This window comes from Serratia sp. NPDC087055, assembly GCF_044900985.1.
GTDB lineage: Bacteria > Pseudomonadota > Gammaproteobacteria > Enterobacterales > Enterobacteriaceae > Serratia.
The window spans coordinates 19,524-45,718 of record NZ_JBJDOG010000004.1 but is presented as its reverse complement, the minus strand read 5'-3'; the positions used below and the strand labels follow the sequence as shown (position 1 = coordinate 45,718).

The following is a 26,195-nucleotide window of genomic DNA, read 5'->3' as shown; positions in this document are numbered from 1 at the left end:
CTTTTTTGTGCCTGAAATTCGGCGTTATCGCGTTACGGCGGAGAAGTCCGGTGCAGGGCAGTCATAACCAAATTTGTTGGCCCAGCTATACCGGGTCCCGGTAGTGATATAGCGCTGATACAACGCTCGACCCGTTTTGGCATCACGTTTGATCACCCACCCGGCAGCATTACACAGCACGGCGGCATAGGCTTGGCTCGCCGGTGGCAGTAAGTCAGCCGCCTGTTGAGCCAGATCGACCGCTTGCCAACGGTAGTGCAGGAAGCGATTGTCTTGCGACGGCAATGCCGCTTTAGCTCGCGCGGCTTCTGCGCTGCTGATCCAACTTTTATGCTTCAGCGCTCGGGTATCAAAAGCATCGCCCAGATAGGAATAACCTGCGTCATAAATGGCGTAATCCGGTGTCATTTCATAACCGGTAAACTCCAGTCCTTGGGTGCGCAGCAGCGTTGCGGCTTGATAATAGGCTTTGGCCCGCACCAGTTTGTCGGCAGTTTTGTCCTGGGCTGTTTTCAGCGTATCTGCGTACTGTTGGGCAACCTGACGGTAGTTAGGGATGTCAAAATAGCCCATTGCCTCTTGAGGGCGTTGGGCACGCATCAGCCGCCGCGCCAGCAGTTCGCGTAGTTGCACGTCCGGTGTAAGCGTTTGGCCGTTATACTCGTCCGGATTAACAGGTTTCAGCGGTGTAGCAGGTGCCGGCACATGCTTATCGACAAAGCCTTTAAGTTCGTCGACGGTAAGCACGCGCTCCGCCACGTCGGCGACGTCCGCCCAGTAAATATCTTTGCCGCGATACAAGAAGTCCATGGCTTGCAGATAGTCGCCGCGATCCAGGGCCAGGATGGCCTGTTCCCCCGCAACCCGGCACTCGGGTACGAGGGTTTCTGGCGTAAAGTCCGCATTGCGCTGTTCACCCCAGCTTTCACTGGATGGGAAAGCGGCTGCTGCTTTGGCGTAGTCTGCGGTAGCGGTTTTAACATCCCCGTCCCGCAACGCCATCTTGGCACGGAGCCACCAGGCCAGGCCGCTGTCTCCGGCGTGTTTCAGCAGGCTGGCTGCCATCGGATATTGCCCTGCGCGGTACGCGAGTGCCGCCAGTCGATCGCTGCCGCTGAAACCGCTTTTCACCGAGGCATCCAACAGCGTCAGAATTTGGCTGACAATCTGTGTAGAACGGCTGCCGGTGCCGTCAGTGTCTGCCATTTGTAAATTACTGCTGCGGGCAAACAGTTCAATGGTCACCAACTGTTGGATCAACGGATCGGTAATGGTCTGTTTAAGCACATCGAAGTGGTCAGGGTTGACCAGATAGCTGGAGACGTACTGCAACGACAACCCACCGTCTTGGTCGCCTTGTGCTGCCTGCTGCGCATACAGATGAGCCGCTTGAGCGACCTCACCCAACCACAGGTGGATACGTGCTTGCTGGCCAAGGCTGCTTAGCGCCAGTTGGTCAGGGTCAGTCGTGCCGCTTTTCACCCGCTCAATCACCTGCTGGAATGCGGCTAACGCTTGCTCGAGCTGCGGTTTACCAGGGTGTTTGACCGCCACGGCCGATGCGCCAGTTTCATTCTCTGGCGTGCCGTGATCACCCATTAGCAATCGGCCGAGTGAATATTGTGCCCGCAGTCCCCAGTCGCCCTGGTCTGCGGCGGGTAGCGCCAGTACCTGCTGGAAATACTCACCCGCGCGTGGGTCTTCACCGGCAAAAGCCACTGCGCCCAGTTGGTAAAGACGGGCGGCGTCAGATAACCCTTGAGTATTGACGGCATCGGCCTCTTCAACGGTCTTGGCCGCCCGCATTTTATCGATGATGAGGGTTTCCGGTGACAGTGGCATAGGTTTCGGCGGCATGGCCGGCGGTGGCGCTTTCCACAGCGGTAGCTGCTTATCCACGGCGACCAGACGGCCTGCTTCAAAAGCGAAGTTACCTTCCGGCATGTACAGCAGTGTGCCGTTGCGATCGACCAGCAGGCGATTAGGGAAGTCCGGCCCGCAAGCATAGCTGTTAATCGGCATCGCCAACGCAGAACCGATCAGGGCTGCCAGAGAGAGAGAACGTCCGCAGAGACTCCGTCTGGCGTGCGCATTAAGGTATGACAAGGGTGCCTCCTGGCATCAGTTGTTGGCATCGCAGCCAGCCCAGCGGCCGGGATTGTCCGGCGCGAAGCTGGTCGCTGTGAATGAGCACAAAGCGTTGCCGTTGAGGCTCGCTTTCCAGCCGGTAGTTGCCTGCCGCGTCCGCCGCCAGGCACTCACCCGCGGTGATGATGATTTCATGTGGCAATGGGGCGTCAACAGGGCCGTTATTGTGAATTATCAGATCATTTAGCCCATTTTGCTGTGGTTGAGGGCTAAATTTTACCTGCCAGCTGGCGTCGAGCGGTTGCTTTTCTATTACCGCCCGCAGCGTAGCCAGCGACCAGGCGCGGCGATCGTCAGCCAAGGGCAGTCGGAACCAGATAATCCCACGCAAGCGCGGCGTGGTCCGCGAATTCAGTTGATGCAGAAAATCAGCCACCTGTTGCGGTGCAACGGTTAACTCACGCGATGTGCCCGCAACGCGCAATGACGCTTCGCTTTCAACCTGGGCACCCTGAGCATCGACCCCCATCAGACCCATACCGTAGGCTGGTAATGCCACCCGGAAAGGTTTTGGCGTGATTTTCGCGTATTGATTTACCCAACGCAGTGCCAGCGGGCTGACGAAGAGTCCTTGCTGAGGCGACAGCACCGCATGCACTTGCAGTACCGAACTGTCGACTTGTTGCAATACACCGGGCAACGCGGCTGAGCCGATCCAGGTCGGTAATGCCGTGATGCCTAGCGCTAAGGTATGGGGCAATTGCTGACGCAGTTGCTGCAAGAAATGTTGATACGCGGGCAGTCGAGCGGTTGCGGCGTCATGATCTATTTCAACGCCGATGACCCGCAGCCCGGCGCGTTGCCACTGCTGCACTGTTTCGAGTAGACGCTGGCGAATGGCAGACTCATCCAGTTGCGCCAACTGCCCGTCCAGACGGACCACCAGCCACAACGGGCGGCCATCTTGTTTCAGTAACGGGAGGTTAACCGGGATTTCCCGCCAGCCTTCACGCGGGTGGGCCTGCATTCCCAGCACCCGCAACACGGGGAACAAATCACGGCTTTGCGCCAATGCGGCGGCATGCTGTGGGGTCCAGACCCGTTGCCAGACATAAACCTGGTTATCCCAAGGTTGTGATAACCCTAGCGCCTGATGACGGCCACCGAACCATGAGGTTAACGCCAGCGCCAGTACGAATAGCGTTATTAGCCCCCGCTTCATTGCTGCCAGAGTTCGCCTTGCTGAGTGAAACCGCAGGCGCGCATAAAGTTATCCACCTCACCGCGTTCGCGGGGCGTCAGGCCTGCAGTTGAAAGCTGCCAGTGCGTTATCTGCGGCAATTGGCGCTGCGCGTCCTGCACCAGATAGAGGCCAACCCCACGGCGGCGTGTGACTTCGCGCACCAGCAGATCCCGTAACTCGGCCTTTTCACCCTCTATCGCAATTTTCACTGCGCCTAACAGTCGCTCGTTAAAACGGGCGGCGAACAGCGCTTTGCCATCGTTCAGCCAGCTCTGCCACTCTTCCGGCTGCTGATGCGGCCAGATTTTGCCGAGGTCGATAAGATCTTGCGGGGACAGCGCGGTCAGGCGCTCAATGGTCAGTTTCATGCAGAATTTCCGCGCAGTTAAATGATGCCGACAGTGTAATAGATCTTGTGCAGAGCGTTGTGTAAGTTTTTCTGTACGATTACTGCGCAAAATGTTTTTTGCACGGACCATTTTCCGAGTAAATAGTTAGTAAATGGATTGTTAACCAGCACGATGCGCTACGCCACGGGCTAAATGGCGCGGATTTAATCCGAATTTTATCCTGTTTACACCGCTTGTTTCTGAGCAATGAAGTTGATTTGCAGAAGAAAATTCCTGTTTAATGATATGAAAAATAAAGTCTTATTAGAAAATATTGCCTGTAAAATACCTAAATCATTATTACTTATGAATAAAAGCAGTAAATAAGGGTCAGGTGCGGGTAAACACAACAGGTACGTTCACAACGACAGATGGGGATTTGCGGATGAAATTAACAAAAGGTAAGGCGCTGTTGGCGGGTTGTATTGCGATGGCTATCGGTCATACGGCAATGGCGAAAGACATTAAAGTGGCCATTGTTGGGGCGATGTCAGGCCCAGTCGCACAATATGGCGACATGGAGTTCACCGGTGCTCGTCAGGCCATTGCCGATATCAATGCCAAGGGCGGTATCAAGGGCGATAAGCTGGTGGGTGTGGAATACGATGATGCCTGTGATCCGAAACAGGCGGTCGCAGTCGCTAACAAGGTGATCAACGACGGTATTCGCTATGTGATTGGCCACCTGTGCTCGTCTTCGACGCAGCCGGCTTCCGATATTTATGAAGATGAAGGCGTGATCATGATTACCCCGGCGGCCACCAACGCCGATCTGACCACCCGTGGTTACAAGATGATCATGCGTACGACCGGCCTGGACTCCGATCAGGGCCCGACGGCGGCGAAATACATCCTCAGTGAGATCAAGCCTAAGCGCATTGCCGTGGTTCACGACAAGCAACAGTATGGTGAAGGTCTGGCACGCTCGGTGCGTGATAGCCTGAAAAAGCAGGGTACCGACGTGGTGATGTTTGAAGGTATCACGGCCGGCGATAAAGACTTCTCCACTCTGGTGGCGCGTCTGAAGAAAGAAAACGTCGATTTCGTTTACTTCGGTGGCTACTACCCAGAAATGGGCCAAATCCTGCGCCAGGCAAAACAAGCCGGCCTGACGACCCGCTTTATGGGGCCTGAAGGTGTGGGTAACTCTTCACTGTCTAACATTGCCGGCGCGGCTTCTGAAGGCATGCTGGTGACCTTACCTAAACGCTACGATCAGGTGCCAGCCAACAAACCTGTTGTTGATGCGCTGAAAGCCAAGAAGTTGGATCCGACCGGTCCGTTTGTCTGGACTACCTACGCCGCACTGCAATCTCTGACCACCGGAATGGAACGCAGTGGCAGCCAGGAACCGGCTGATATCGTCAAGGATCTGAAAACCGGTAAGCCGGTGGATACCGTGATGGGGCCGTTGAGCTGGGATGAAAAAGGCGACCTGAAAGGTTTTGAATTTGGCGTGTTTGAATGGCATGCCGACGGCACATCAACGCCGATTAAATAATATACCCGTCGTCTTTCACGTTGCAGCGTTGTTGGCTTCACGGGCGCACCCCAGTCACTTAGCTTACTAAGCTCCTGGGGATTTACCCGCTTGCCGCCTAGCTGCAACGCGAAATCCATTGGGTATAAGCGTTTTTAATGATTGTCATTTCAGGTTTGCTTTACCCAAAATAATTGGAGTTGCATCAAGGCGGCAAGGGACTGAGTCCCGATGAGCTTACTTAAGTAAGTGATTCGGGTGAGTGAGTGCAGCCAACACAGATGCAGCTTCAAGTATGATGGGTATAAAAGCGAAGCCAAGGGTCAGAGTATGTCAGAGCAGGTTCTCTATTTTCTGCAGCAGATGTTCAACGGCGTCACGTTGGGCAGCACCTATGCATTGATCGCCATCGGTTACACCATGGTCTACGGCATCATCGGCATGATCAACTTCGCCCATGGCGAGGTGTATATGATCGGCAGCTATGTCTCCTTTATTGTGATCGCCGCCCTGATGATGCTCGGTATCGACGTCGGCTGGTTGCTGATTGGTGCCGCTTTCCTGGTGTCGATCGTCATTGCCAGCGCCTATGGCTGGAGCATCGAACGAGTGGCCTATAAGCCGGTGCGTAATTCCAAGCGGCTGATCGCACTGATTTCCGCCATCGGGATGTCGATATTCCTGCAAAACTACGTCAGCCTGACACAGGGATCGCGCGATCTGGCGTTACCAAGCCTGGTCACCGGCCAATGGGTACTGGGTGAAAGCAACGGTTTCGCGGCCACTATCAGCACCATGCAGTTGATTATCTGGGGCGTGACCTTCCTGGCGATGCTGGCGCTGACGATGTTTATTCGCTATTCACGTATGGGCCGCGCCTGTCGTGCCTGCGCCGAGGATTTGAAGATGGCCAGCTTGCTGGGCATCAACACCGACCGGGTGATCTCACTGACCTTCGTTATCGGTGCGGTAATGGCAGCGGTCGCCGGTGTACTGCTCGGGCAATTCTACGGGGTGATTAACCCCTATATCGGCTTTATGGCCGGTATGAAAGCCTTTACCGCGGCAGTGCTGGGCGGTATCGGCAGCATCCCCGGCGCGATGATTGGGGGTTTGGTTCTGGGCGTGGCGGAAGCGCTGACTTCGGCTTACCTGAGCACTGAATATAAAGACGTGGTGTCATTTGCGCTGCTGATTGTCGTGTTGTTGATCATGCCAACCGGCATCCTTGGACGTCCGGAGGTTGAGAAGGTATGAAACTCAATCTGCTCAATGCGTTGATCGCCACTCTGGTGCTGTTTGTGATGGCTTCATTCCTGATGGGAATGCAGCTGAGCCTCGAGGGTACCAAACTGGTGGTGCATGGCGCGGCGGAAGTCCGTTGGATGTGGATCGGTATCGGCTGCGTCATCGTGTTTTTCTTCCAGTTGCTGCGCCCGCTGATGCAGCACGGGCTGAAAAAAATCTCAGGCCCGTCATTCGTATTACCGAGCTTTGACGGTACGACGGCACGCCAGAAACTGCTGGCGGCAGCGATTATTGTCGCTGCGGTTGCTTGGCCGTTTTTGGTGTCGCGCGGCACGGTGGATATTGCCACGCTGACGCTGATCTACGTGATGCTGGGGTTGGGGCTGAATGTGGTGGTTGGGCTATCCGGCTTACTGGTGCTGGGCTACGGTGGTTTCTACGCCATAGGCGCCTACACCTATGCGCTGTTGAACCATTACTATGGCCTCGGCTTTTGGGAAAGCCTGCCGCTGGCGGGCATTGTTACCGCTATCTTTGGTTTCCTGCTCGGCTTCCCGGTGCTGCGTTTGCGTGGAGACTACCTGGCGATTGTGACGCTGGGCTTCGGTGAAATCGTGCGTATCCTGTTGTTGAACAACACCGAGATCACCGGCGGGCCTAACGGCATCAGCCAGATCCCGAAACCGACCTTCTTTGGGCTGGAGTTCAACCGCAGCGTGCGTGATGGCGGTTGGGATACCTTCCACAACTTCTTTGGCCTGAAATACGATCCGAGCGATCGCATCGTGTTCCTGTATCTGGTGGCACTGCTGCTGGTGGTGCTGACGCTGTTTGTGATTAACCGGCTGCTGCGCATGCCGCTAGGGCGCGCCTGGGAAGCCCTGCGTGAAGACGAAATCGCTTGCCGCTCATTGGGCCTCAGCCCGACCAAAATCAAGCTGACCGCCTTTACCATCAGCGCCGCCTTCGCCGGTTTTGCCGGTACGCTGTTTGCCGCGCGTCAGGGCTTTGTCAGCCCGGAATCCTTTACCTTCGTCGAGTCGGCCTTTGTATTGGCGATCGTGGTATTGGGCGGCATGGGGTCGCAGTTTGCTGTGATCCTGGCGGCGATTCTGCTGGTTGTGTCGCGCGAATTGATGCGGGATCTTAACGAATACAGCATGTTGCTGCTGGGTGCCCTGATGGTGTTGATGATGATTTGGCGGCCGCAGGGGCTGCTGCCGATGAAGCGGCCACAGTTAAAACTGAAGACGGCGGATATCCACGCAGGTAAGGGGGAGCAAGCATGAGCATGCAACCTTTACTGAAGGTCGAAGGGTTGTCGATGCGTTTCGGCGGCTTATTGGCGGTCAATAACGTGGCGCTGGAGCTCAATGAAGGCGAGATTGTTTCGCTCATCGGCCCGAATGGCGCGGGTAAAACCACGGTGTTTAACTGCCTGACCGGTTTCTACCGCCCGACCGGCGGCACCATCAAACTGCGCGAACGCCATCTGGAAGGGTTACCTGGCCAGACGATTGCCCGTATGGGCGTAGTGCGAACTTTCCAGCACGTGCGGCTGTTCCGTGAAATGACCGTGATTGAAAACCTGTTAGTTGCACAGCATCAACATCTGAAAAGCGGCGTTTTCGCCGGGCTGTTGAAAACCCCGGCCTTTCGCCGCGCCGAAGCCGACGCGCTGGAACGTGCCTCGGTGTGGCTGCAACGGGTTGGCCTGTTAGAGATGGCTAACCGGTCTGCAGGTAACCTGGCGTACGGCCAACAACGTCGCTTGGAGATTGCGCGCTGCATGGTTACACGGCCGGAGTTGCTGATGCTGGATGAGCCGGCGGCGGGTCTGAACCCGAAGGAAACCGACGAGTTGGATCACCTGATTATCGAACTGCGTCATCAGCATAAGGTCTCGGTGTTGCTGATTGAACACGATATGAAGTTGGTGATGGGCATTTCCGATCGCATCTACGTGGTAAACCAGGGTACGCCGCTGGCACAGGGCACTCCGGCAGAAATTCGTAACAACCCGGACGTGATCCGGGCGTATTTGGGGGAAGCTTAATGTTGTCATTTAATCAGGTGTCCGCCCATTACGGCAAAATCCAGGCGTTGCATCAGGTTAGCCTGAACATCAATCAGGGTGAGATTGTCACCCTGATTGGCGCGAACGGTGCCGGTAAAACCACGTTACTCGGCACGCTGTGCGGTGAACCGCGTGCCAGCGAGGGGAGTATCACTTTTCTCGATCAGGACATTACCCAGTGGCAAACGTCGCGCATCATGCGTGAGGCCGTGGCGATTGTGCCTGAAGGGCGGCGGGTGTTTTCGCGCATGACCGTGGAAGAGAATCTGGCGATGGGCGGTTTCTTTGCCGATCGTCATCAGTATCAGCAGCGAATTGAACGGGTATTCAGCCTGTTCCCGCGCCTGTTGGAGCGCCGTACTCAGCGCTCTGGCACCATGTCCGGCGGTGAACAGCAGATGTTGGCGATTGGTCGTGCGCTGATGAGCCAGCCGAAGTTACTGTTGCTCGATGAACCCTCTCTGGGGTTGGCGCCGATCATCATTCAGCAGATTTTTGACATTATTCAGCAACTGCGCGAAGAGGGTATGACGATCTTCCTGGTGGAGCAAAACGCCAATCAGGCGCTGAAATTGGCCGATCGTGGTTATGTACTGGAAAACGGGCGCGTGGTGTTGGAAGATACGGGAGCCGCATTGTTAGCAAACGAAGCAGTTAGGTCGGCGTATCTGGGCGGTTGAAATACCCGTCAAAGCCGTAGGGGACGAATATATTCGTCCCGAGTGATTCGGGCGCAATATACAGCGCCCCTACAAAGTTTTTAACGATTACGAGAAGAAGAAATGAACACAGAAGGGTTACTCGCGCAGCGCATCGTAAAAGTAAAAAGCTCGGCAATTCGTGAATTGCTCAAGCACAGTAAGATGGAAAATGTCATTTCGCTGGCGGGCGGCATCCCCTCTGATGCCCTGTTTGATTTCGAAGGGTTGAGTATCGCAACCCATCAGGCAATCACTGAGCAACCGAAGAGTGCCTTCCAGTATGGCTTGACCGAAGGTAGCCCAGTGCTGCGCGAGCGTATCTGTGCGCTGTGCGCCCAGCGCGGTGTTTCTGCTACCGCCGACGAAGTGATGGTGACTGCGGGTTCCCAGCAGGCGCTGGATCTGGTGATGCGTGCCATCGTTAACCCAGGCGACGTGTTTGTGGTGGAGCGCCCGACGTATCTGGCGGCATTGCAGACGCTGGAACTGGCAGAGGCCAACATCATGTCGGTGTCATCCGACAGTGATGGCATGGTGGTTGAAGAACTGGCAGAACTGCTCAAGACACAGCGCATTAAAGGTGTGTATGTTGTGCCTAATTTCGGCAACCCAAGCGGCATTACGCTGAGTGCACCGCGCCGCGAGCTGTTAGTGAAGCTGGCGGCCGAGCACAACTTCCTGATTATTGAGGATGACCCGTACGGTGAGCTGCGTTTCACCGACGAGCGTAACGCCACCTTGCACCAGGTTTCCCAACAGCTGCTGGGCCATACCGATAATATTATCTACACCTCGACCTTCTCCAAGATCCTGGCACCGGGCTTGCGTTTGGGTTGGGCGATTTTGCCGCCGTTTTTGCTGCATAAAGTGGCGATCATCAAGCAGGCGGCAGATCTGCATGCCAGTGCGTTGTCACAGAGCATTGTAGAATGTTATCTGGGACTGGATCGTTTACCGGCGCAGATCGAAAAGATCCGTGCGGCGTACAAGCAAAAAGGTGAGATCCTGGCTGGCCTGGTGGAGAAAGAGTTGGGCGAGCATATCAGCTTCGATATGCCGAAAGGCGGAATGTTCCTGTGGGCACGTTTCCGTCAGCCGTTCAACGCCACCGAATGGCTGAAAACCACTCTGCAACAGGGCGTGGTATTTGTGCCAGGAGAATACTTCTTCTCTGACAACCCGGACCGTTCGACTTTCCGCCTGTCGTTTGCCACGGCCACTGAACAGCAGATGCAAGAAGCTGTAGCCCGCCTGCGTCGCTCACTGTAATTCCCGCGGCGGCGGGGGAGTATTCCCTGCCGCTGACATCAAACCGCAACCTGCACTTCACCCTCTCGTCACATTACTGTCATCTCACGGTTATTTTTCTGTCATTCGAACATGGCATGTTAGCTTCCGAACAAAAAACTGATTCTTTTCGCTCACGCGCTTATTGCCCCAATAGATTTCACGTTGCAGCAAGGCGGCAACCGCCATAATTCCCTGGAGCTTACAGAGGTAAGTGACAGGAGTGATGAAGGGAAGCCAACGCAGCGGCAACTGGAAAGATGCAGGGGATACACCAGCTTTTTTCAGGAGTTAGGCATGCTCACCTACGCTATTCGCAAAACTACGCTGTGCGTCGCGTTGACCCTGGCGGTCAGCACTCATGCACTGGCGGCGACCGAAATCCCGTTCTGGCATTCGATGGAAGGCGAACTGGGTAAAGAAGTGGACTCCCTGGCGGACCGCTTTAACCAATCGCATCCCGACGTCAAAATTGTTCCGGTTTATAAAGGTAACTACGAACAGAACCTGGCGGCGGGCATCGCAGCCTATCGCTCTGGTAAAGCGCCGGCGATTTTGCAGGTGTATGAGGTGGGCACGGCAACCATGATGGCCAGTAAGGCGATCAAGCCAGTGTATGAAGTGTTTAAAGATGCCGGTATCAATTTTGATGAGTCGGTGTTCGTGCCGACGGTGGCAGGTTATTACACCGACAACAAGAGCGGTCACCTGCTGTCTCAGCCGTTCAATAGCTCTACCCCGGTACTGTATTACAACAAAGATGCCTTCAAAAAGGCTGGCCTGAACCCGGACCAGCCACCAAAAACGTGGCAAGAGCTGGCTGCGGATACCGCTAAACTGCGTGAAGCCGGTATGAAGTGCGGCTACGCGAGTGGCTGGCAGGGTTGGATCCAACTCGAGAACTTCAGTGCCTGGCACGGTGTGCCGTTCGCCACGGAAAATAACGGGTTCGGTGGCACCAGCGCTCAGTTGACGTTCAACAAACCGCTTCAGGTCAAGCATATCCAACTGCTGGAAGACATGAACAAGAAGGGTGATTTCACCTACTTTGGCCGTAAAGACGAATCTACCGAGAAGTTCTACAGCGGTGATTGCGCCATTACTACCGCCTCCTCCGGTTCGCTGGCAGATATTAAGCACTACGCCAAATTTAACTACGGTGTAGGCATGATGCCTTATGACGCTGATGCCAAAAATGCACCACAGAACGCCATCATTGGTGGCGCGAGTTTGTGGGTGATGAACGGCAAAGATGCCGCTACTTACAAGGGTGTCGCTGAATTCCTGCAGTATCTGGCCCAACCGGAAATCGCTGCCGAATGGCATCAGAAAACCGGTTATCTGCCGATCACAACCGCAGCGTACGACCTGACCAAGCAACAGGGCTTCTATGAGAAGAACCCTGGGGCTGATGTAGCAACGCGTCAGATGCTGAACAAGCCGCCATTGCCGTTCACCAAGGGCCTGCGTCTGGGTAACATGCCGCAGATCCGTACCGTCGTGGATGAAGAGCTGGAAAGCGTGTGGACCGGCAAGAAAACGCCACAACAGGCGCTGGATGCCGCTGTGCAGCGTGGTGATGTCCTGCTGCGCCGTTTCGAGTCTCAGACTAAGTAATAACGGCTACTGCGTTTCGCCATTCTGGGATTGGGCAGTGCTCGCTTTCCTCGTGGACGTTGTGTCCGCTCCGGAAGCCGTGCGCTGTCCGTACCCAGACTGGCTTTGCTCGCGACGCCATGGGCCGAGTCGTCCGTCTTTTGTCTTCATGAGTCCCTGATTATGAGCTCACATCGTCCCGGTTTCGGCTGTAGCTGGTTGCCCTATGTATTGGTGCTGCCGCAGCTGTTGATTACCGCAATCTTCTTCCTGTGGCCTGCCGGTGAGGCGCTGTGGTATTCAGTGCAAAGCCTCGATCCGTTTGGTCTGTCCAGCCAGTTTGTCGGGCTGGATAACTTTACTCAGTTGTTCCACGACCCGTACTACCTCGATTCGTTTTATACCACGCTGATTTTCAGTTTCCTGGTCGCAGGTATCGGGCTGGTGGTGTCGTTGTTCTTCGCCGCGTTGGTGGATTATGTGCTGCGCGGCAGCCGGATTTACCGGACGCTGATGATTTTGCCTTATGCCGTGGCCCCTGCGGTGGCGGCGGTGCTGTGGATCTTCCTGTTTAACCCGGGTCTGGGGTTGATTACCCACTTCCTCAATGGGGTGGGCTACAACTGGAACCATGCGCAGAACAGCGGACAAGCGATGTTCTTGGTGGTGCTGGCGTCGGTATGGCAGCAAATCAGCTATAACTTTCTGTTTTTCCTGGCGGCGTTACAGTCCATTCCGCGCTCTCTGGTCGAAGCGGCAGCCATTGACGGTGCTGGCCCGGTACGTCGTTTCTTCAACCTGGTATTGCCGTTGATCACGCCGGTGAGCTTTTTCCTGCTGGTCGTGAACCTGGTGTATGCCTTCTTCGATACCTTCCCGGTGATCGATGCCGCGACTGGCGGCGGGCCGGTACAGTCCACGACCACGTTGATCTACAAGATCTACCGCGAAGGCTTTGCGGGCCTGGATCTGTCCAGCTCAGCGGCGCAGTCGGTGATCCTGATGCTGTTGGTGATTGGTCTGACGGTGATCCAGTTCCGTTTTGTCGAACGTAAGGTGCGTTACCAATGATTGAGAACCGACGCGGGCTGGATATCTTCAGCCACGTAATGCTGATTATCGGCGTGCTGGTGGTGTTGTTCCCGCTGTACGTGGCCTTTGTCGCCGCTACGTTGGACGATAAAGAGGTGTTTCAAGTGCCGATGACCCTTATCCCGGGGGGGCATCTGTGGGAAAACATCAGCAACATTTGGCAGGGCGGTGTGGGCAACCTTAAGGTGCCGTTTTCGCTGCTGTTGCTCAATAGCGTGATCATGGCGTTGGCCATCACCTTCGGCAAAATTGTGGTGTCGGTGCTGTCGGCCTACGCCATCGTGTATTTCCGTTTCCCGCTACGCAGCCTGTTTTTCTGGCTGATATTCCTCACCCTGATGCTGCCGGTGGAAGTGCGCATTTTCCCAACGGTAGAGGTGATCTCCAACCTCAACCTATTGGACAGCTACACCGGCCTGACGCTGCCGCTGATGGCATCTGCGACGGCCACCTTCCTGCTGCGACAATTCTTTATGACGCTACCGGACGAGCTGCTGGAAGCCGCGCGTATTGATGGCGCTGGGCCGATGCGCTTCTTTTGGGACATCGTACTGCCTCTGTCGAAGACCAACCTGGCGGCGTTGTTTGTCATTACCTTTATCTACGGCTGGAACCAGTACCTGTGGCCGATCCTGATCACCAGCGATGCCTCAATGGGTACTGCGGTGGCGGGCATCAAAAGCATGATCTCCACCTCTGGTGCCCCGACCCAGTGGAATCAGGTTATGGCGGCGATGATTCTGACTTTAATCCCACCGTTGGCGGTGGTTCTTCTGATGCAGCGCTGGTTTGTGCGCGGTCTCGTCGACAGCGAGAAGTAATGAGAGAAATGTTCACATGGCAGGTTTAAAACTACAGGCAGTCACCAAATCCTACGACGGAAAAACGCCGGTGATTAAGCAGATCGATCTCGACGTGGCGGACGGTGAATTTATCGTGATGGTCGGTCCGTCCGGCTGCGGTAAATCGACGCTATTGCGCATGGTCGCCGGGTTGGAACGTACCACCAGCGGCGATATTTACATCGACAGCCAGCGCGTGACGGATATGGAGCCCAAAGATCGCGGCATCGCGATGGTGTTCCAAAACTACGCGCTGTATCCACACATGAGCGTGTATGACAACATGGCCTATGGCCTGAAAATTCGCGGTTTTGGCAAACAGCATATCCAACAACGGGTCGAAGACGCGGCACGTATTTTGGAGCTGGAGCCGCTGTTGCAACGCAAACCGCGTGAGCTTTCCGGTGGCCAGCGTCAACGGGTGGCCATGGGGCGCGCTATCGTGCGTGAGCCCGCGGTGTTTCTGTTTGATGAGCCATTGTCTAACCTGGATGCCAAACTGCGCGTGCAGATGCGTCTGGAATTGCAGCAATTGCATCGCCGACTGAAAACCACCAGCCTGTACGTGACGCACGATCAGGTGGAAGCGATGACGCTGGCGCAGCGGGTGATTGTGATGAACAAAGGCGTGGCGGAGCAAATTGGTACACCGAGCGAGGTTTATCAGCGCCCGGCATCGTTGTTTGTCGCCAGTTTTATTGGGTCACCGGCCATGAACCTGTTGCCCGGAACGTTGAGCGCTGACGGCAGCCAGCTGCGGTTGGCGGATGGCATGATGCTGAAATTACCGCAGGCAAAAGCACAGTGGGGGGGACGCCAGTTGACGCTCGGCATCCGCCCGGAGCATATTCAACTGGCCCCTGATGAACAGGGTGGCGTGCCCTTGACGATGCAAACGCTGGAGCTGTTGGGGGCGGACAATTTGGCTCATGGGCAGTGGGGCGGGCACGGTGTGATCGCCCGGCTTTCGCATGAGGCTATGCCGGCAGCGGGCAGCACGCTATATTTGCATCTGCCTGCACAGGCGCTGCACTTTTTTGATACCGATAGCGGATTACGGATGGAACAATGACCACAGCCTGGCCTTATCCACATATTGTCGCCCATCGCGGCGGCGGTTCTCTGGCGCCGGAAAATACCCTCGCGGCGATCGACGTTGGCGCGCGTCACGGCCACAAAATGATTGAGTTCGACGCGAAGCTGGCGCAGGACGGGCAAATTTTTCTCTTGCATGACGACACCCTGGATCGCACCAGCAACGGCTGGGGTGTGGCGGGTGAGTTACCTTGGGACAAGCTGGTTCAACTCGATGCAGGCAACTGGTATAACTCCGCCTACAAGGGCGAACGTTTGCCTTTGTTGTCTGAGGTGGCTGAACGCTGTTTGCAGCATGGCATGATGGCGAACATTGAAATCAAACCCACTACCGGCAGTGACGACGAAACAGGTCGGGTGGTGGCGCTGGCAGCACGCCTGCTGTGGCAGGGGCAGACCGATCCTTTGCTCTCTTCGTTCTCGGTTGAAGCGCTTGAGGCGGCACAGCGCACCGTACCGGAATTGCCGCGTGGTTTGTTGCTGGATGAGTGGGATGACAACTGGCAAGCGCTGACACAACGGTTGGGTTGTGTGTCATTACACATCAACCATAAAGAGCTGACTGCCGAACGCGTTGCGGCACTGAAAGCCGCAGGCTTGCGCATTCTGGTTTATACCGTTAACCAGCCGGCGCGTGCGCGCCTGCTGTTGAACTGGGGCGTTGATTGCATTTGTACTGACCGGATCGATTTAATCGGGCCTGATTTTCCAAACGGTTAACCTCTGTTGACAGGCGTCGGCAGCGGCGCCTGGGGTACCGAAGGTGTGGTGCGATCGAACGGGTTGCGCGGTTGGTTACCATTTGGCAGCAGTTGGCCACCGTTCGGCGATTTTCGCAGCAATTGTTGTTGGTTGTTGTCAAATTGCCGCTGTTGCTGCAAACGGCGCTGATCCAACTGCTGGTTATTCAGCATACGCTGTTGTTGTACGTGTTGATTACGTTGGTTGAGAAACTGCTGCTGCGAGCTGAGATCGGTGACACCGTTGGCCGCAGTGGCCAATCCTGACAGTAATAACAGGCTGTACAGCATGTGATAGCTTTTCATGGTATTTACCTCGACTTCGTTTTCATTAAGCCTAACCTATTGGTGAAAACTTGCTGATAGTTTGTATTTTGCGCAGATGTAAACTGCCTTTTCGTCGCGACCTATCCCGCCTTCCGTTACAATCGCCCTTTCCGACTTTCTAGGGTGAACCCATCGTGCTGCTTCTGGTAATTACTACCATCCTGTGGGCGTTCTCTTTCAGCCTCATTGGCGAATATCTGGCGGGCCATGTCGACAGCTGGTTCTCGGTGCTGATGCGCATTGGCCTGGCTGCACTGGTGTTCCTGCCTTTCCTGCGTTGGCGCAATATAAAACCGAAAGTAATTCTGATGTACATGCTGGTGGGGGCCTGTCAGCTTGGCATCATGTACCTGTTCAGCTTCCGTGCGTACATGTATTTAACTGTGCCAGAATTCTTGCTGTTTACCGTACTGACGCCGCTGTATGTCACGCTGATTTACGATCTGATCAGCGGTCAACGCTTGCGCTGGAGCTATGTGCTCAGTGCATTGCTGGCGGTATTGGGGGCGGCGATCATCCGCTACCATCAACTGAGTGAACATTTCTGGTGGGGATTACTGCTGGTGCAGGCGGCGAATATCAGCTTTGCCATCGGCATGGTGGGTTATAAGCGCTTGATGGAAGTGCACCCGTTACCACAGCATACCGCGTTTTCCTGGTTCTACCTGGGGGCGTTAGTGGTGGCGGTGGTAGCCTGGTGCTTGTGGGGCAACCCAAATCAGTTACCGACGACCAATCTGCAATGGGGCATTCTGGTGTGGCTGGGCGTGGTGGCCTCCGGGCTGGGTTATTTCATGTGGAACTACGGCGCAACGCAGGTGGATGCAGGAACCCTGGGTATCATGAATAACATGCATGTGCCTGCTGGGTTGTTGGTAAATCTGGCCATCTGGCAGCAACAGCCACACTGGCCAAGTTTTATTATCGGTGGGGCAGTGATTGTTGCTTCGCTGTGGGTACATCGCCGCTGGGTGGCGCCCAAAATAATCAGTAAATAGACAGGGCTCCCCAAGCGCAGGAAGCCCTTATCGTCAAGGTTGTGAAGCCAGCGGTTTAACGCTGGCGACACCGGCGCCTGGGCGTTCGGCATCACGCACGAAAGGCAGATGATTACAGGCGTGCTGGCGTGCCGAACGGATAAAGGCTTCCGTTACTGCCTGCCGTTGCTCCCCGTCGCGCACGGCGGCATACAAGCGGCTCCACAGACCGTCGCCCAGGGTTTTGGTCACAACCAATCCCTGGCGCTCAAAGCTTTCCACCACCCAGTGCGGCAACGCTGCAATCCCCATCCGTGCTGACACCATCTGGATAAGCAACAGGGTGTTATCCACGTTTTTCAATGCCGGGTTAATGCCTGCCGGTTGCAGGAAATGGCGCCAGATATCCAACCGTTGGCGCTGTACCGGATAAATCATCAACGTTTCGTCGCTCAAATCCTCAGGCGTAATGTGCAACTTGCTGGCCAGCGGATGATCCGGTGCCAACACCAGTCGCACTTCGAAATCAAACATCGGCGAATAGTGCAGACCGCTGCGCGGCAGAATATCGGAGGTCAGTACCAGATCCAGTTCACCCTGTTGCAAGGCGGGTTGAGGATCAAAGGTGACGCCAGACTTGAAGTCCATCACGACCTGCGGCCAGCTCTGACGGAAATTATCCAACGCTGGCGTCAGCCACTGAATACAACTGTGGCACTCGATGGCGATACGCAACGTTGTCTGATGAGGTTCGTGACACGCCTGCAACGCCTGCTGAATTTGCGGCAGCACCTGTTCTGCCAGCTGCAACAGGATCTCTCCCTGCGCGGTAAAGCGCAGCGGTTGGCTCTTGCGAACGAACAGTTTGAAGCCCAGACGTTGCTCCAGATCGCTGAACTGATGTGACAGTGCAGACTGTGTCTGATGGAGTTGGGCCGCAGCGGCCGCTAGCGAACCGGTATTGCGCAGAGCCTGCAGCGTCCGTAAGTGTTTCAGTTCGATCATGAGAGTCCTTCACAGTGACAGTGAATAAATTGCGCTTGTGGTGAATACAGTACCTGCGGATTATGGATGTGTAAACATCTGGACGGCTAAATGGGGAATATGACGATGGCAATTTTAAATCACACACTGGGTTTTCCTCGCGTTGGGCTACGACGTGAACTGAAAAAAGCACAGGAAAGCTACTGGGCAGGCAGCTCAACGCAGGAAGAACTGCTGGCAGTTGGCCGCGAGCTGCGTGCTCGTCATTGGCAACAGCAACAGCAGGCCGGGGTGGATTTGGTGCCGGTCGGCGATTTCGCTTGGTACGACCATGTATTAACCACCAGTTTACTGCTGGGGAACGTACCGGCGCGTCATCAGAATCAAGACGGTTCCATCGATCTCGATACCTTGTTCCGTCTTGGCCGTGGTCGCGCGCCGACCGGGGAACCGGCAGCAGCGGCGGAAATGACCAAATGGTTTAATACCAACTACCACTACATGGTGCCTGAGTTCCATAAAGGCCAGCAGTTCAAATTGGGTTGGACTCAATTACTGGACGAAGTTGACGAAGCCTTGGCCTTGGGCCACAAAATTAAACCGGTGCTGCTGGGCCCGGTAACCTACCTGTGGTTGGGCAAAGTGAAGGGCGAGCAGTTTGACCGCCTGTCGCTGCTGAAAGAGATCCTGCCGGTTTATCAGCAGGTGTTGGCGGAACTGGCAAAACGCGGCGTTGAATGGGTGCAGATCGACGAACCTGCGCTGGTGCTTGAACTGCCACCAGAATGGCTAAATGCCTTCAAACCGGCTTATGACGCGCTGCAGGGCCAGGTCAAACTGTTGCTGACGACCTACTTCGACAGCATTGGTCACAACCTGGATACCGTCCGTGAACTGCCGGTACAGGGGCTGCATGTTGATCTGGTTGCCGGGCACGATGATATCGCCGCCTTAAACCAGGCTCTGCCAAAAGAGTGGCTATTATCTCTGGGCGTCATTAATGGGCGCAACGTTTGGCGCGCCGATCTGAGCACCTGGTTCGAACGCCTGCACCCCTTGGTTGGCAGCCGCCCGTTGTGGATTGGTACCTCTTGTTCACTGCTGCACAGCCCAATCGATCTCAGCGTAGAAACCCGCCTGGATGAAGAAGTGAAAAGCTGGTTTGCCTTCGCCCTGCAAAAATGTGCCGAAGTGGCTCTGCTGAGCGCGGCACTGAATGCGCCTGGCGCCGCCAAACAGGCTGAGCTGGACGCCTACAGCGCGCCAATCCGTGCCCGCCGTCAATCCAGCCGCGTGCACAATGCGCAGGTAGGCCAGCGTCTGGCTGCGATTACCGCACAGGACAGCGAACGCCAGCGCCCTTACGCCGAACGTGCTCAGGCACAGCGTGAGCGCTTCAATCTGCCGGCCTGGCCGACAACCACTATTGGTTCATTCCCACAAACTACCGAAATTCGTGGCCTGCGTTTGGACTTCAAGCAGGGGCGCCTGGACGGCAGCAACTACCGCACCAGCATCAGCGAACACATCAAACAGGCGATCGTTGAACAAGAACGTCTGGGTCTGGATGTGTTGGTACACGGCGAAGCCGAGCGTAATGACATGGTGGAATATTTCGGCGAGAACCTCGACGGCTTCGTCTTCACGCAAAACGGCTGGGTGCAAAGCTACGGTTCCCGTTGCGTGAAGCCGCCAGTCATTATCGGAGATATCAGCCGACCGCAAGCCATCACCGTTGAGTGGGCGAAGTATGCCCAGTCGCTGACAGACAAGCCGGTAAAAGGCATGTTGACCGGTCCGGTGACCATTCTTTGCTGGTCATTCCCGCGTGAGGACGTGACCCGTGAAGTGATTGCCAAACAGATCGCTCTGGCGCTGCGTGATGAAGTGGAAGATCTGGAAAAGGCCGGTATCGGTATCATCCAGATTGATGAACCTGCACTGCGTGAAGGTCTGCCGCTGCGTCAATCTGACTGGGCAGCTTACCTGAACTGGGCGGTAGATGCGTTTAAACTGAATGCCGCTGTGGCGCAAGATGACACGCAGATCCACACCCACATGTGTTACTGCGAGTTTAACGACATCATGGATTCGATTGCCGCGTTGGATGCTGACGTGATCACCATCGAAACCTCGCGTTCCGATATGGACCTGTTGGAAGCCTTCAAAGAGTTTGAGTATCCAAACGAAATCGGCCCGGGCGTGTATGACATTCACTCGCCAAACGTGCCAAGCGTGGAATGGATCGAAGCGTTGTTGCGTAAGGCCGCGCAGAACATCCCGGCAGAGCGCCTGTGGGTTAACCCAGACTGCGGCCTGAAAACCCGCGGTTGGCCGGAAACCCGCCAATCATTGGCCAACATGGTGTTGGCTGCACAGCGCTTGCGTGAGCTGCAGGATTAATCGTCGCAAAAAATGGAGTGAGGGGTTGATGTGATGATTCAGGGCGCCTCGGCGCCCTTTCTTATGCCCTCAGCCGTTGCTGAGGGACTGGGCGTTATTTAATGCCAGGTACGCCATGCTGAGCAAACCATGCCAGCATGCGCTGCCAGCCATCTTCTGCCGCTTCGGCGTCATAACTTGGACGGTAGTCGGCATTGAAGGCGTGGCCGGCTTCAGGGTAAACCACGATTTCTGCGCTGGCGTTAGCCGCACGGATCGCCTGGCGCATGCTCTCTACGGTATCCAGTGGGATACTGCTGTCCTGACCGCCGTACAGCCCAAGCACGGGGGCGGAGAGCTGCGTGGCGATATCGACCGGAAACTTTGGCGAGTTAAGCGTTTTTTCACCCACCAGTTTGCCATACCAAGCGACGGCAGCCTTTAACTGCGGGTTATGGGCCGCATACAGCCAGGTAATACGCCCGCCCCAGCAAAAACCGGTAATGGCCAACTTGCCTGCGTCCCCGCCGTGACGGGTCGCCCAATGTGCTGCATGATCCAAATCCGCCAATACCTGGCGATCTGGCACTTTGTTCACCAGCTTTTGAAACAGTTCACCGATGTCGGTGTAATCTTTGGCATCCCCCTGACGGAAATACAGCTCAGGTGCAATCGCCAGATAGCCTTGCTTTGCCAAACGACGGCACACGTCCTGGATATGTTCATGGACGCCAAAAATTTCCTGTACCACCAGCACAACCGGGAATGGGCCACTGTGATCTGCCGGTTTGGCGATATAGGCCGGCAGATTGTCGCCCTGCGAAGGAATGGTGGTTTCCCCTGCATGAATGCCTTGTTCATCGGTAAGAATGGTTGAGGCAGCCAACGGTGTTACGGCAGGGGTGAATCCCCCCTGAGCCTGTTTTAATGTCATCACATGATCGGTTTTCATTGCGGTCTCCGTGCAATAGAGAAAAGCGCTGAGATTAACTATAGGAAAGATTACGCGTTATTGGCATCGAGTTGAGCATTTTCGGTCAAGTCTGTAAAAAATGGTTAATTATCTGGCTTTACTGCATTTTTGTTGTCTTTTTATCATGCTATTACGCATGTTGACACCTAGGAGTGCCATAAGGTGCGTTAGCTGCCGTTTATATGGCTAAGTTGCCGATAAACGGGGCGTATTTTCTGAGGTCGCGTAAATAGTGGGCTAGAGTACAGGCCTTTGTGATCGGAGACGCACCGCGGGAAACGGCCGTACAGTTTGTCAGCTAGACTTGTGGCAACTGAGGCGCACATATCGGCCTTTTGGCTTATTTTTGTGACTATAGTCACGAAAATTATGTAGATTGCATTTTGTTTCTTTATTCAAAGTGATGGTCGTCACTAAATTGAGTGGCGATTTTCAGTAGAGTACTTTTTTGTTCCTCCCAATAAACATGATCTATGAGGAGTCTCGCATGTCTCAATCTGACGTTTTTCATCTCGGCCTCACTAAAAACGATTTACAAGGGGCCCAGCTTGCCATCGTTCCTGGCGATCCACAGCGCGTAGAGAAAATTGCCAAGCTGATGGAAAATCCGGTGCATCTGGCTTCCCATCGTGAATTTACCTCATGGCGTGCAGAGCTGGACGGTAAGGCCGTTATCGTCTGCTCCACCGGTATCGGTGGCCCGTCTACGTCTATCGCCGTTGAAGAGCTGGCGCAGTTGGGTATCCGGACCTTCTTGCGTATCGGCACCACGGGCGCGATCCAGTCAAACATCAATGTCGGTGACGTGCTGGTGACCACTGCGGCAGTTCGCCTTGATGGCGCAAGCTTGCACTTTGCACCGATGGAATTCCCGGCCGTGGCCGATTTCACCTGTACCACGGCATTGGTCGAAGCGGCTAAAGCTGCGGGTGCGACCACGCACATTGGCGTTACCGCGTCTTCCGATACCTTCTATCCAGGTCAGGAACGTTACGATACCTACTCCGGCCGGGTTGTTAGCCGTTTCAAAGGCTCGATGGAAGAGTGGCAGTCGATGGGTGTAATGAACTATGAAATGGAATCGGCCACGCTGCTGACCATGTGTGCAAGCCAGGGCCTGCGTGCGGGTATGGTTGCCGGTGTGATCGTTAACCGCACCCAGCAAGAAATCCCGAACGCGGAAACCATGAAAAACACCGAAAGCAAAGCGGTGCAGATCGTGGTTGATGCGGCACGCCGCCTGCTGTAATTCCTCTGCAATTCAACGGGCCGTCCCGCGGCCCGTTTTGTCATTCAGTCGTAATCTGTTACGGTTATAACCCATCGTCTTTCACGTTGCAGCGTTGTTGGCTGCCGTCAGTTATGTGGCCCGTTCTTGGGTCAAACCCCTTACGGGGCCGCTGCGAGCAGCGTTCAAGTCTGCTCCCGGCAGATTTGTCACCCCAGTGACTTACCTGAGTAAGCGCCTGAGGGTGCCCGACCTGGCCACCTCTTTAATCCGTTGAGCCCGGTTCTACCGATGCTATCAGAGGTTGCGTTTTTTCAGACAGTAACAACGAGGACGTCTATGACCGCTCAGATCCTGCTTCATCCTTCATTGGCACCGCTTGATGGCGGCATTAATTTTCGTGATCTTGGGGGCAATAGCGTCACCGATGGTCGCCGTATCAAACGTGGCCTGTTGTTTCGTTCCGGCTCGCTAGAGCGCCTGACGGAAAATGACTGCACTTTCTTGGCCGGCGTGCCTGTTCGTTCGGTGCTGGATTACCGTGATGCCGATGAAGTGCAGGCCAAGCCTGATGTTCTGTGGCGCGGTGCCGATTACCATCATTTCCCGGCCAACCCGCTGAGCAATGAAGTCAACGCCAATTTGGAAAAGCTAAACAGTGAAACGCTCGCCGGTTTCGATGCCCAAATGTTTATGCTGGAACTGTACCGCCGATTACCGTTCGGCAATGCGGCGTATAAACAGTTGGCACAACTGCTGAGCAAGGCGGATCACGGGGCGATCGTCCAGCATTGTGCGGTCGGCAAGGATCGCACGGGGATAGGATCGGCGTTGGTGTTATTTGCACTGGGAGCTGATGAAGCGACGGTTGTGGAAGATTACCTGTTAACTGAAACCACGCTGGCAACGTTCCGTGAACACATGCTGGATCAACTGTCGATTCGCCTGAATGATTCTGCGTTGAAACAGTTTGCTTACGTGCTCAGCGCCCGTGAAGAGTTCCTGATGACTGCACTGAGTTGTATTCGTGAGCAACATGGCTCTACCGATCGTTGGCTTGAAGCGGAATACGGCTTGGGCCAGGAACAGCGTGAAGCGCTGCAGGCGTTTTACCTCGAGTAAACCGTGCTGATGTTTAACCGGGGTTTAATCTGCCCCGGCTGGCATTCAGTATTCTTGGGGGATAAATCCCATATCAGGAGCCTGTATTGAGCCTCAATGACATTATCCACTGGGTCAGCGAAACCGTGCGCCAGCACGAAAACTGGGCCATCCCGATTATCTTCTTCTTGGCATTTGGCGAATCGCTGGCTTTCTTGTCGCTGTTGTTACCGGCTACGGTGATTTTGCTCGCCTTGGGGGCGCTGATTGGCGAAAGCGGCATCGCATTTTGGCCGATTTGGGCTGCTGCGGCTGCCGGTGCATTCTTCGGCGATTGGCTTTCTTACTGGATTGGCTACCACTATCAGGATCGCGTTGCGCACATGTGGCCGCTATCGCGCAATCCGCAATTATTGACGCGGGGCCATGCGTTTTTTGAACGTTGGGGTGTCCTGGGTATTTTCATCGGTCGCTTTTTCGGCCCATTGCGTGCCGTGGTACCGCTGGTTGGTGGCATTTGCGGCATGCCCCAGCGTTATTTCCAGGTGGCCAATGTCACGTCGGCGATGATCTGGGCGTTCGGTATCCTCGCGCCGGGTGCGTTTGGCATTAAATGGTTAAGCCAGTGGTTTAGCTAATCTTTAGCTGAGTTGCGCAGCGTTTCGCAATATTACGCCATCGAGACACAATCAAGCTGGACATCCATACAGCCTCCCCTTAACGTGACGGGCAATAGGCGTATAAAAAGCCGGAACAGTCAGGTGTAACAGGAGGCAGGGTGGATACCAGTTTAATTTACGGTATAGGTGGGGTAGCTATCGGTCTGCTATTGGGGTGGCTTATTGCCAGCTTGCGCGTGCAACAGACACAGGCACTGCATGAAACCGAGCTACGACTGCTGGAACAATCGCTGCAACAGGCACAGCAGGAAACCGCATCCCGACAGGAAGTACTGCAGCGTAATGAGCAACATATGCGCCAGACTGAGCTGGAATTACGCAATCTGCACAGTCAGTTGGCGGCCGGGCATGAAAAGCTTCAGCAGCTTAATCACTGGCGTACCGAATGTGAGCAGTTGAACCAGGAACTGCGAGCCCAACGTGAAGTGAACAGCGCTCAGGAAGCCGAGTTGCGTGAGGTGATAATCCGTCTGGAAGAAACCCGTATGGCGGCGGAGGAAAAACAGCGTCTATTGATTAACAGCGAACAACGCCTCACCACCCAATTCGAAAATTTGGCCAACCGCATTTTTGAACATAGCGGGCGCAAGGTGGACGAACAGAATAAGCAAAGCTTGGATCGCCTGTTGCTGCCGCTGCGTGAGCAACTGGACGGTTTTCGCCGTCAGGTGCAGGACAGTTTCGGCCAGGAAGCACGCGAACGCCATACTTTGACCCACGAAATACGTAATCTGCAGCAGCTCAATGCGCAGATGGCGCGCGAAGCCATCAACCTCACCAAGGCTTTGAAAGGGGATAATAAAACTCAGGGTAACTGGGGTGAGGTGGTACTGAGCCGGGTGCTCGAAGCCTCTGGCCTGCGTGAGGGACATGAGTATGAAACCCAGGTTAACGTGCGGGTGGATCACCAGAGCCGCATGCAACCCGATGTGATCGTGCGTTTGCCTCAGGGCAAGGACGTGGTGATCGATGCAAAAATGTCGTTGGTGGCCTACGAACGTTACTTCAATAGTGAAGATGAAGCAGAGCGTGAGGCGGCGTTGAATGAACATATTGCTTCGTTGCGCGGCCATATCCGCCTGCTTGGACGCAAGGATTACCAGCAATTGCCTGGCCTGCGTTCGCTGGACTACGTGCTGATGTTTATTCCAGTGGAGCCGGCCTTCCTGTTGGCTATCGACCGTGAGCCGGAGCTGATTAGCGATGCACTAAAACACAACATCATGCTGGTCAGCCCAACCACGCTATTGGTGGCATTACGCACCATCACCAATCTTTGGCGCTATGAGCATCAGAGCCAGAATGCACAACGCATTGCTGACCGGGCGGCACGGCTGTATGACAAAATGCGGCTGTTCGTTGATGATATGTCGTCGCTGGGACAGAGCCTGGACAAGGCCCAGGGGAGTTATCGTCTGGCAATGAACAAACTGAGCGAAGGCCGTGGTAATCTTATCGGGCAGACCGAGGGGTTCCGCGCACTGGGGGTTGAGGTGAAAAGGCCGATCAATCCGCTGCTGGCTCAGCAGGCCAGTGCGCAGCATGATGAAGAATTTGAGGCGGCGGACGACGATAACGTTGACGCGCTGCCGGAGGCGGAAGGCGACGACGCCGTCGAGGAGCCACGCTCCGCATCGCAGGGATGACAACCGCTGCGAGGTGGGG

The 26,195-nt window shown here is 55.2% G+C and carries 23 protein-coding genes; 17 read left to right on the top strand and 6 right to left on the bottom strand.

Annotated elements, in window-relative coordinates:
- Window positions 1-24: 24 nt before the first annotated feature.
- The 3 genes from ACI2J2_RS18405 to panM are packed head-to-tail and all read right to left on the bottom strand — an operon-like array spanning window position 25 to window position 3,699.
- A complete protein-coding gene (locus tag ACI2J2_RS18405; RefSeq protein ID WP_404760578.1) occupies window positions 25-2,106 on the bottom strand; it encodes a hypothetical protein in 2,082 nt (693 codons plus the stop codon).
- Window positions 2,093-3,310: a DUF3142 domain-containing protein gene (locus tag ACI2J2_RS18400; RefSeq protein ID WP_265556390.1), complete on the bottom strand. Its 1,218-nt coding sequence runs from the start codon at window positions 3,308-3,310 to the stop codon at window positions 2,093-2,095. Before ACI2J2_RS18400 ends, ACI2J2_RS18405 begins: the two co-directional genes overlap by 14 nt.
- Window positions 3,307-3,699, bottom strand: coding sequence for an aspartate 1-decarboxylase autocleavage activator PanM (gene panM, locus ACI2J2_RS18395; RefSeq protein ID WP_209637732.1), 393 nt, complete (start codon window positions 3,697-3,699; stop codon window positions 3,307-3,309). The genes ACI2J2_RS18400 and panM overlap by 4 nt, the downstream gene beginning before the upstream one ends.
- Window positions 3,700-4,105: 406 nt before the next feature.
- Between panM and ACI2J2_RS18390 the strand changes: the two genes are divergently transcribed.
- The 11 genes from ACI2J2_RS18390 (at window position 4,106) to ugpQ (ending at window position 15,858) form a co-directional block, all read left to right on the top strand.
- Window positions 4,106-5,221 (top strand): branched-chain amino acid ABC transporter substrate-binding protein, encoded by a 1,116-nt coding sequence (locus ACI2J2_RS18390; RefSeq protein ID WP_209637724.1) that lies wholly within the window; start codon window positions 4,106-4,108, stop codon window positions 5,219-5,221.
- A gap of 309 nt (window positions 5,222-5,530) precedes the next feature.
- Complete coding sequence (livH, locus tag ACI2J2_RS18385; protein WP_209637722.1) at window positions 5,531-6,457, top strand: high-affinity branched-chain amino acid ABC transporter permease LivH; 927 nt, start codon at window positions 5,531-5,533, stop codon at window positions 6,455-6,457.
- Entirely contained in the window at window positions 6,454-7,737 is a 1,284-nt protein-coding gene (locus tag ACI2J2_RS18380; protein WP_209637720.1) for a high-affinity branched-chain amino acid ABC transporter permease LivM, read from the top strand. The genes livH and ACI2J2_RS18380 overlap by 4 nt, the downstream gene beginning before the upstream one ends.
- The gene (gene livG / locus ACI2J2_RS18375) at window positions 7,734-8,504 is read left to right on the top strand and encodes a high-affinity branched-chain amino acid ABC transporter ATP-binding protein LivG (RefSeq protein ID WP_209637718.1); all 771 of its coding nucleotides are present in this window, start codon (window positions 7,734-7,736) and stop codon (window positions 8,502-8,504) included. Before ACI2J2_RS18380 ends, livG begins: the two co-directional genes overlap by 4 nt.
- Window positions 8,504-9,205, top strand: a complete 702-nt coding sequence (gene livF, locus ACI2J2_RS18370) for a high-affinity branched-chain amino acid ABC transporter ATP-binding protein LivF (RefSeq protein WP_209637716.1) — start codon at window positions 8,504-8,506, stop codon at window positions 9,203-9,205. Before livG ends, livF begins: the two co-directional genes overlap by 1 nt.
- 102 nt (window positions 9,206-9,307) lie before the next feature.
- Entirely contained in the window at window positions 9,308-10,495 is a 1,188-nt protein-coding gene (locus ACI2J2_RS18365; RefSeq protein ID WP_265556388.1) for a PLP-dependent aminotransferase family protein, read from the top strand.
- A gap of 315 nt (window positions 10,496-10,810) precedes the next feature.
- On the top strand, window positions 10,811-12,130 hold the full coding sequence (ugpB, locus tag ACI2J2_RS18360; RefSeq protein WP_209637712.1) for a sn-glycerol-3-phosphate ABC transporter substrate-binding protein UgpB: 1,320 nt from the start codon (window positions 10,811-10,813) through the stop codon (window positions 12,128-12,130).
- 162 nt (window positions 12,131-12,292) lie between these two features.
- Window positions 12,293-13,180 carry a sn-glycerol-3-phosphate ABC transporter permease UgpA gene (gene ugpA / locus ACI2J2_RS18355; RefSeq protein ID WP_209637710.1) on the top strand — a complete coding sequence of 296 codons (888 nt, stop codon included), beginning with the start codon at window positions 12,293-12,295 and terminating at the stop codon, window positions 13,178-13,180.
- Window positions 13,177-14,022, top strand: coding sequence for a sn-glycerol-3-phosphate ABC transporter permease UgpE (ugpE, locus tag ACI2J2_RS18350; RefSeq protein WP_209637709.1), 846 nt, complete (start codon window positions 13,177-13,179; stop codon window positions 14,020-14,022). The genes ugpA and ugpE overlap by 4 nt, the downstream gene beginning before the upstream one ends.
- Before the next feature lie 16 nt (window positions 14,023-14,038).
- The gene (locus ACI2J2_RS18345; protein WP_209637707.1) at window positions 14,039-15,115 is read left to right on the top strand and encodes a sn-glycerol-3-phosphate import ATP-binding protein UgpC; all 1,077 of its coding nucleotides are present in this window, start codon (window positions 14,039-14,041) and stop codon (window positions 15,113-15,115) included.
- Window positions 15,112-15,858, top strand: a complete 747-nt coding sequence (gene ugpQ / locus ACI2J2_RS18340; RefSeq protein ID WP_209637705.1) for a glycerophosphodiester phosphodiesterase — start codon at window positions 15,112-15,114, stop codon at window positions 15,856-15,858. Before ACI2J2_RS18345 ends, ugpQ begins: the two co-directional genes overlap by 4 nt.
- Here the strand turns inward: ugpQ and ACI2J2_RS18335 are convergent.
- The gene (locus ACI2J2_RS18335; protein WP_404760577.1) at window positions 15,855-16,184 is read right to left on the bottom strand and encodes a hypothetical protein; all 330 of its coding nucleotides are present in this window, start codon (window positions 16,182-16,184) and stop codon (window positions 15,855-15,857) included. The genes ugpQ and ACI2J2_RS18335 overlap by 4 nt on opposite strands.
- A gap of 155 nt (window positions 16,185-16,339) precedes the next feature.
- Here ACI2J2_RS18335 and ACI2J2_RS18330 point away from each other — a divergent pair, with 155 nt between their 5' ends.
- Window positions 16,340-17,203, top strand: coding sequence for a carboxylate/amino acid/amine transporter (locus tag ACI2J2_RS18330; protein ID WP_209637702.1), 864 nt, complete (start codon window positions 16,340-16,342; stop codon window positions 17,201-17,203).
- Window positions 17,204-17,236: 33 nt separating this feature from the next.
- Here the strand turns inward: ACI2J2_RS18330 and metR are convergent, their stop codons facing one another.
- The gene (metR, locus tag ACI2J2_RS18325) at window positions 17,237-18,187 is read right to left on the bottom strand and encodes an HTH-type transcriptional regulator MetR (RefSeq protein WP_265556385.1); all 951 of its coding nucleotides are present in this window, start codon (window positions 18,185-18,187) and stop codon (window positions 17,237-17,239) included.
- Between the two features lie 90 nt (window positions 18,188-18,277).
- Between metR and metE the strand changes: the two genes are divergently transcribed.
- Entirely contained in the window at window positions 18,278-20,569 is a 2,292-nt protein-coding gene (gene metE / locus ACI2J2_RS18320) for a 5-methyltetrahydropteroyltriglutamate--homocysteine S-methyltransferase (protein WP_265556384.1), read from the top strand.
- Window positions 20,570-20,663: 94 nt separating this feature from the next.
- Here the strand turns inward: metE and ACI2J2_RS18315 are convergent, their stop codons facing one another.
- Complete coding sequence (locus ACI2J2_RS18315; protein ID WP_209637696.1) at window positions 20,664-21,500, bottom strand: dienelactone hydrolase family protein; 837 nt, start codon at window positions 21,498-21,500, stop codon at window positions 20,664-20,666.
- A gap of 508 nt (window positions 21,501-22,008) precedes the next feature.
- Between ACI2J2_RS18315 and udp the strand changes: the two genes are divergently transcribed.
- The 4 genes from udp to rmuC all read left to right on the top strand — a co-directional run bounded on the left by udp (window position 22,009) and on the right by rmuC (window position 26,176).
- On the top strand, window positions 22,009-22,770 hold the full coding sequence (gene udp / locus ACI2J2_RS18310) for a uridine phosphorylase (protein WP_209637694.1): 762 nt from the start codon (window positions 22,009-22,011) through the stop codon (window positions 22,768-22,770).
- A 318-nt stretch (window positions 22,771-23,088) separates the two neighbouring features.
- Window positions 23,089-23,871 carry a tyrosine-protein phosphatase gene (locus ACI2J2_RS18305; RefSeq protein ID WP_209637693.1) on the top strand — a complete coding sequence of 261 codons (783 nt, stop codon included), beginning with the start codon at window positions 23,089-23,091 and terminating at the stop codon, window positions 23,869-23,871.
- An 86-nt stretch (window positions 23,872-23,957) separates the two neighbouring features.
- On the top strand, window positions 23,958-24,488 hold the full coding sequence (locus ACI2J2_RS18300; RefSeq protein WP_209637691.1) for a DedA family protein: 531 nt from the start codon (window positions 23,958-23,960) through the stop codon (window positions 24,486-24,488).
- A gap of 140 nt (window positions 24,489-24,628) precedes the next feature.
- A complete protein-coding gene (rmuC, locus tag ACI2J2_RS18295; protein ID WP_404760576.1) occupies window positions 24,629-26,176 on the top strand; it encodes a DNA recombination protein RmuC in 1,548 nt (515 codons plus the stop codon).
- Window positions 26,177-26,195 lie beyond the last annotated feature (19 nt).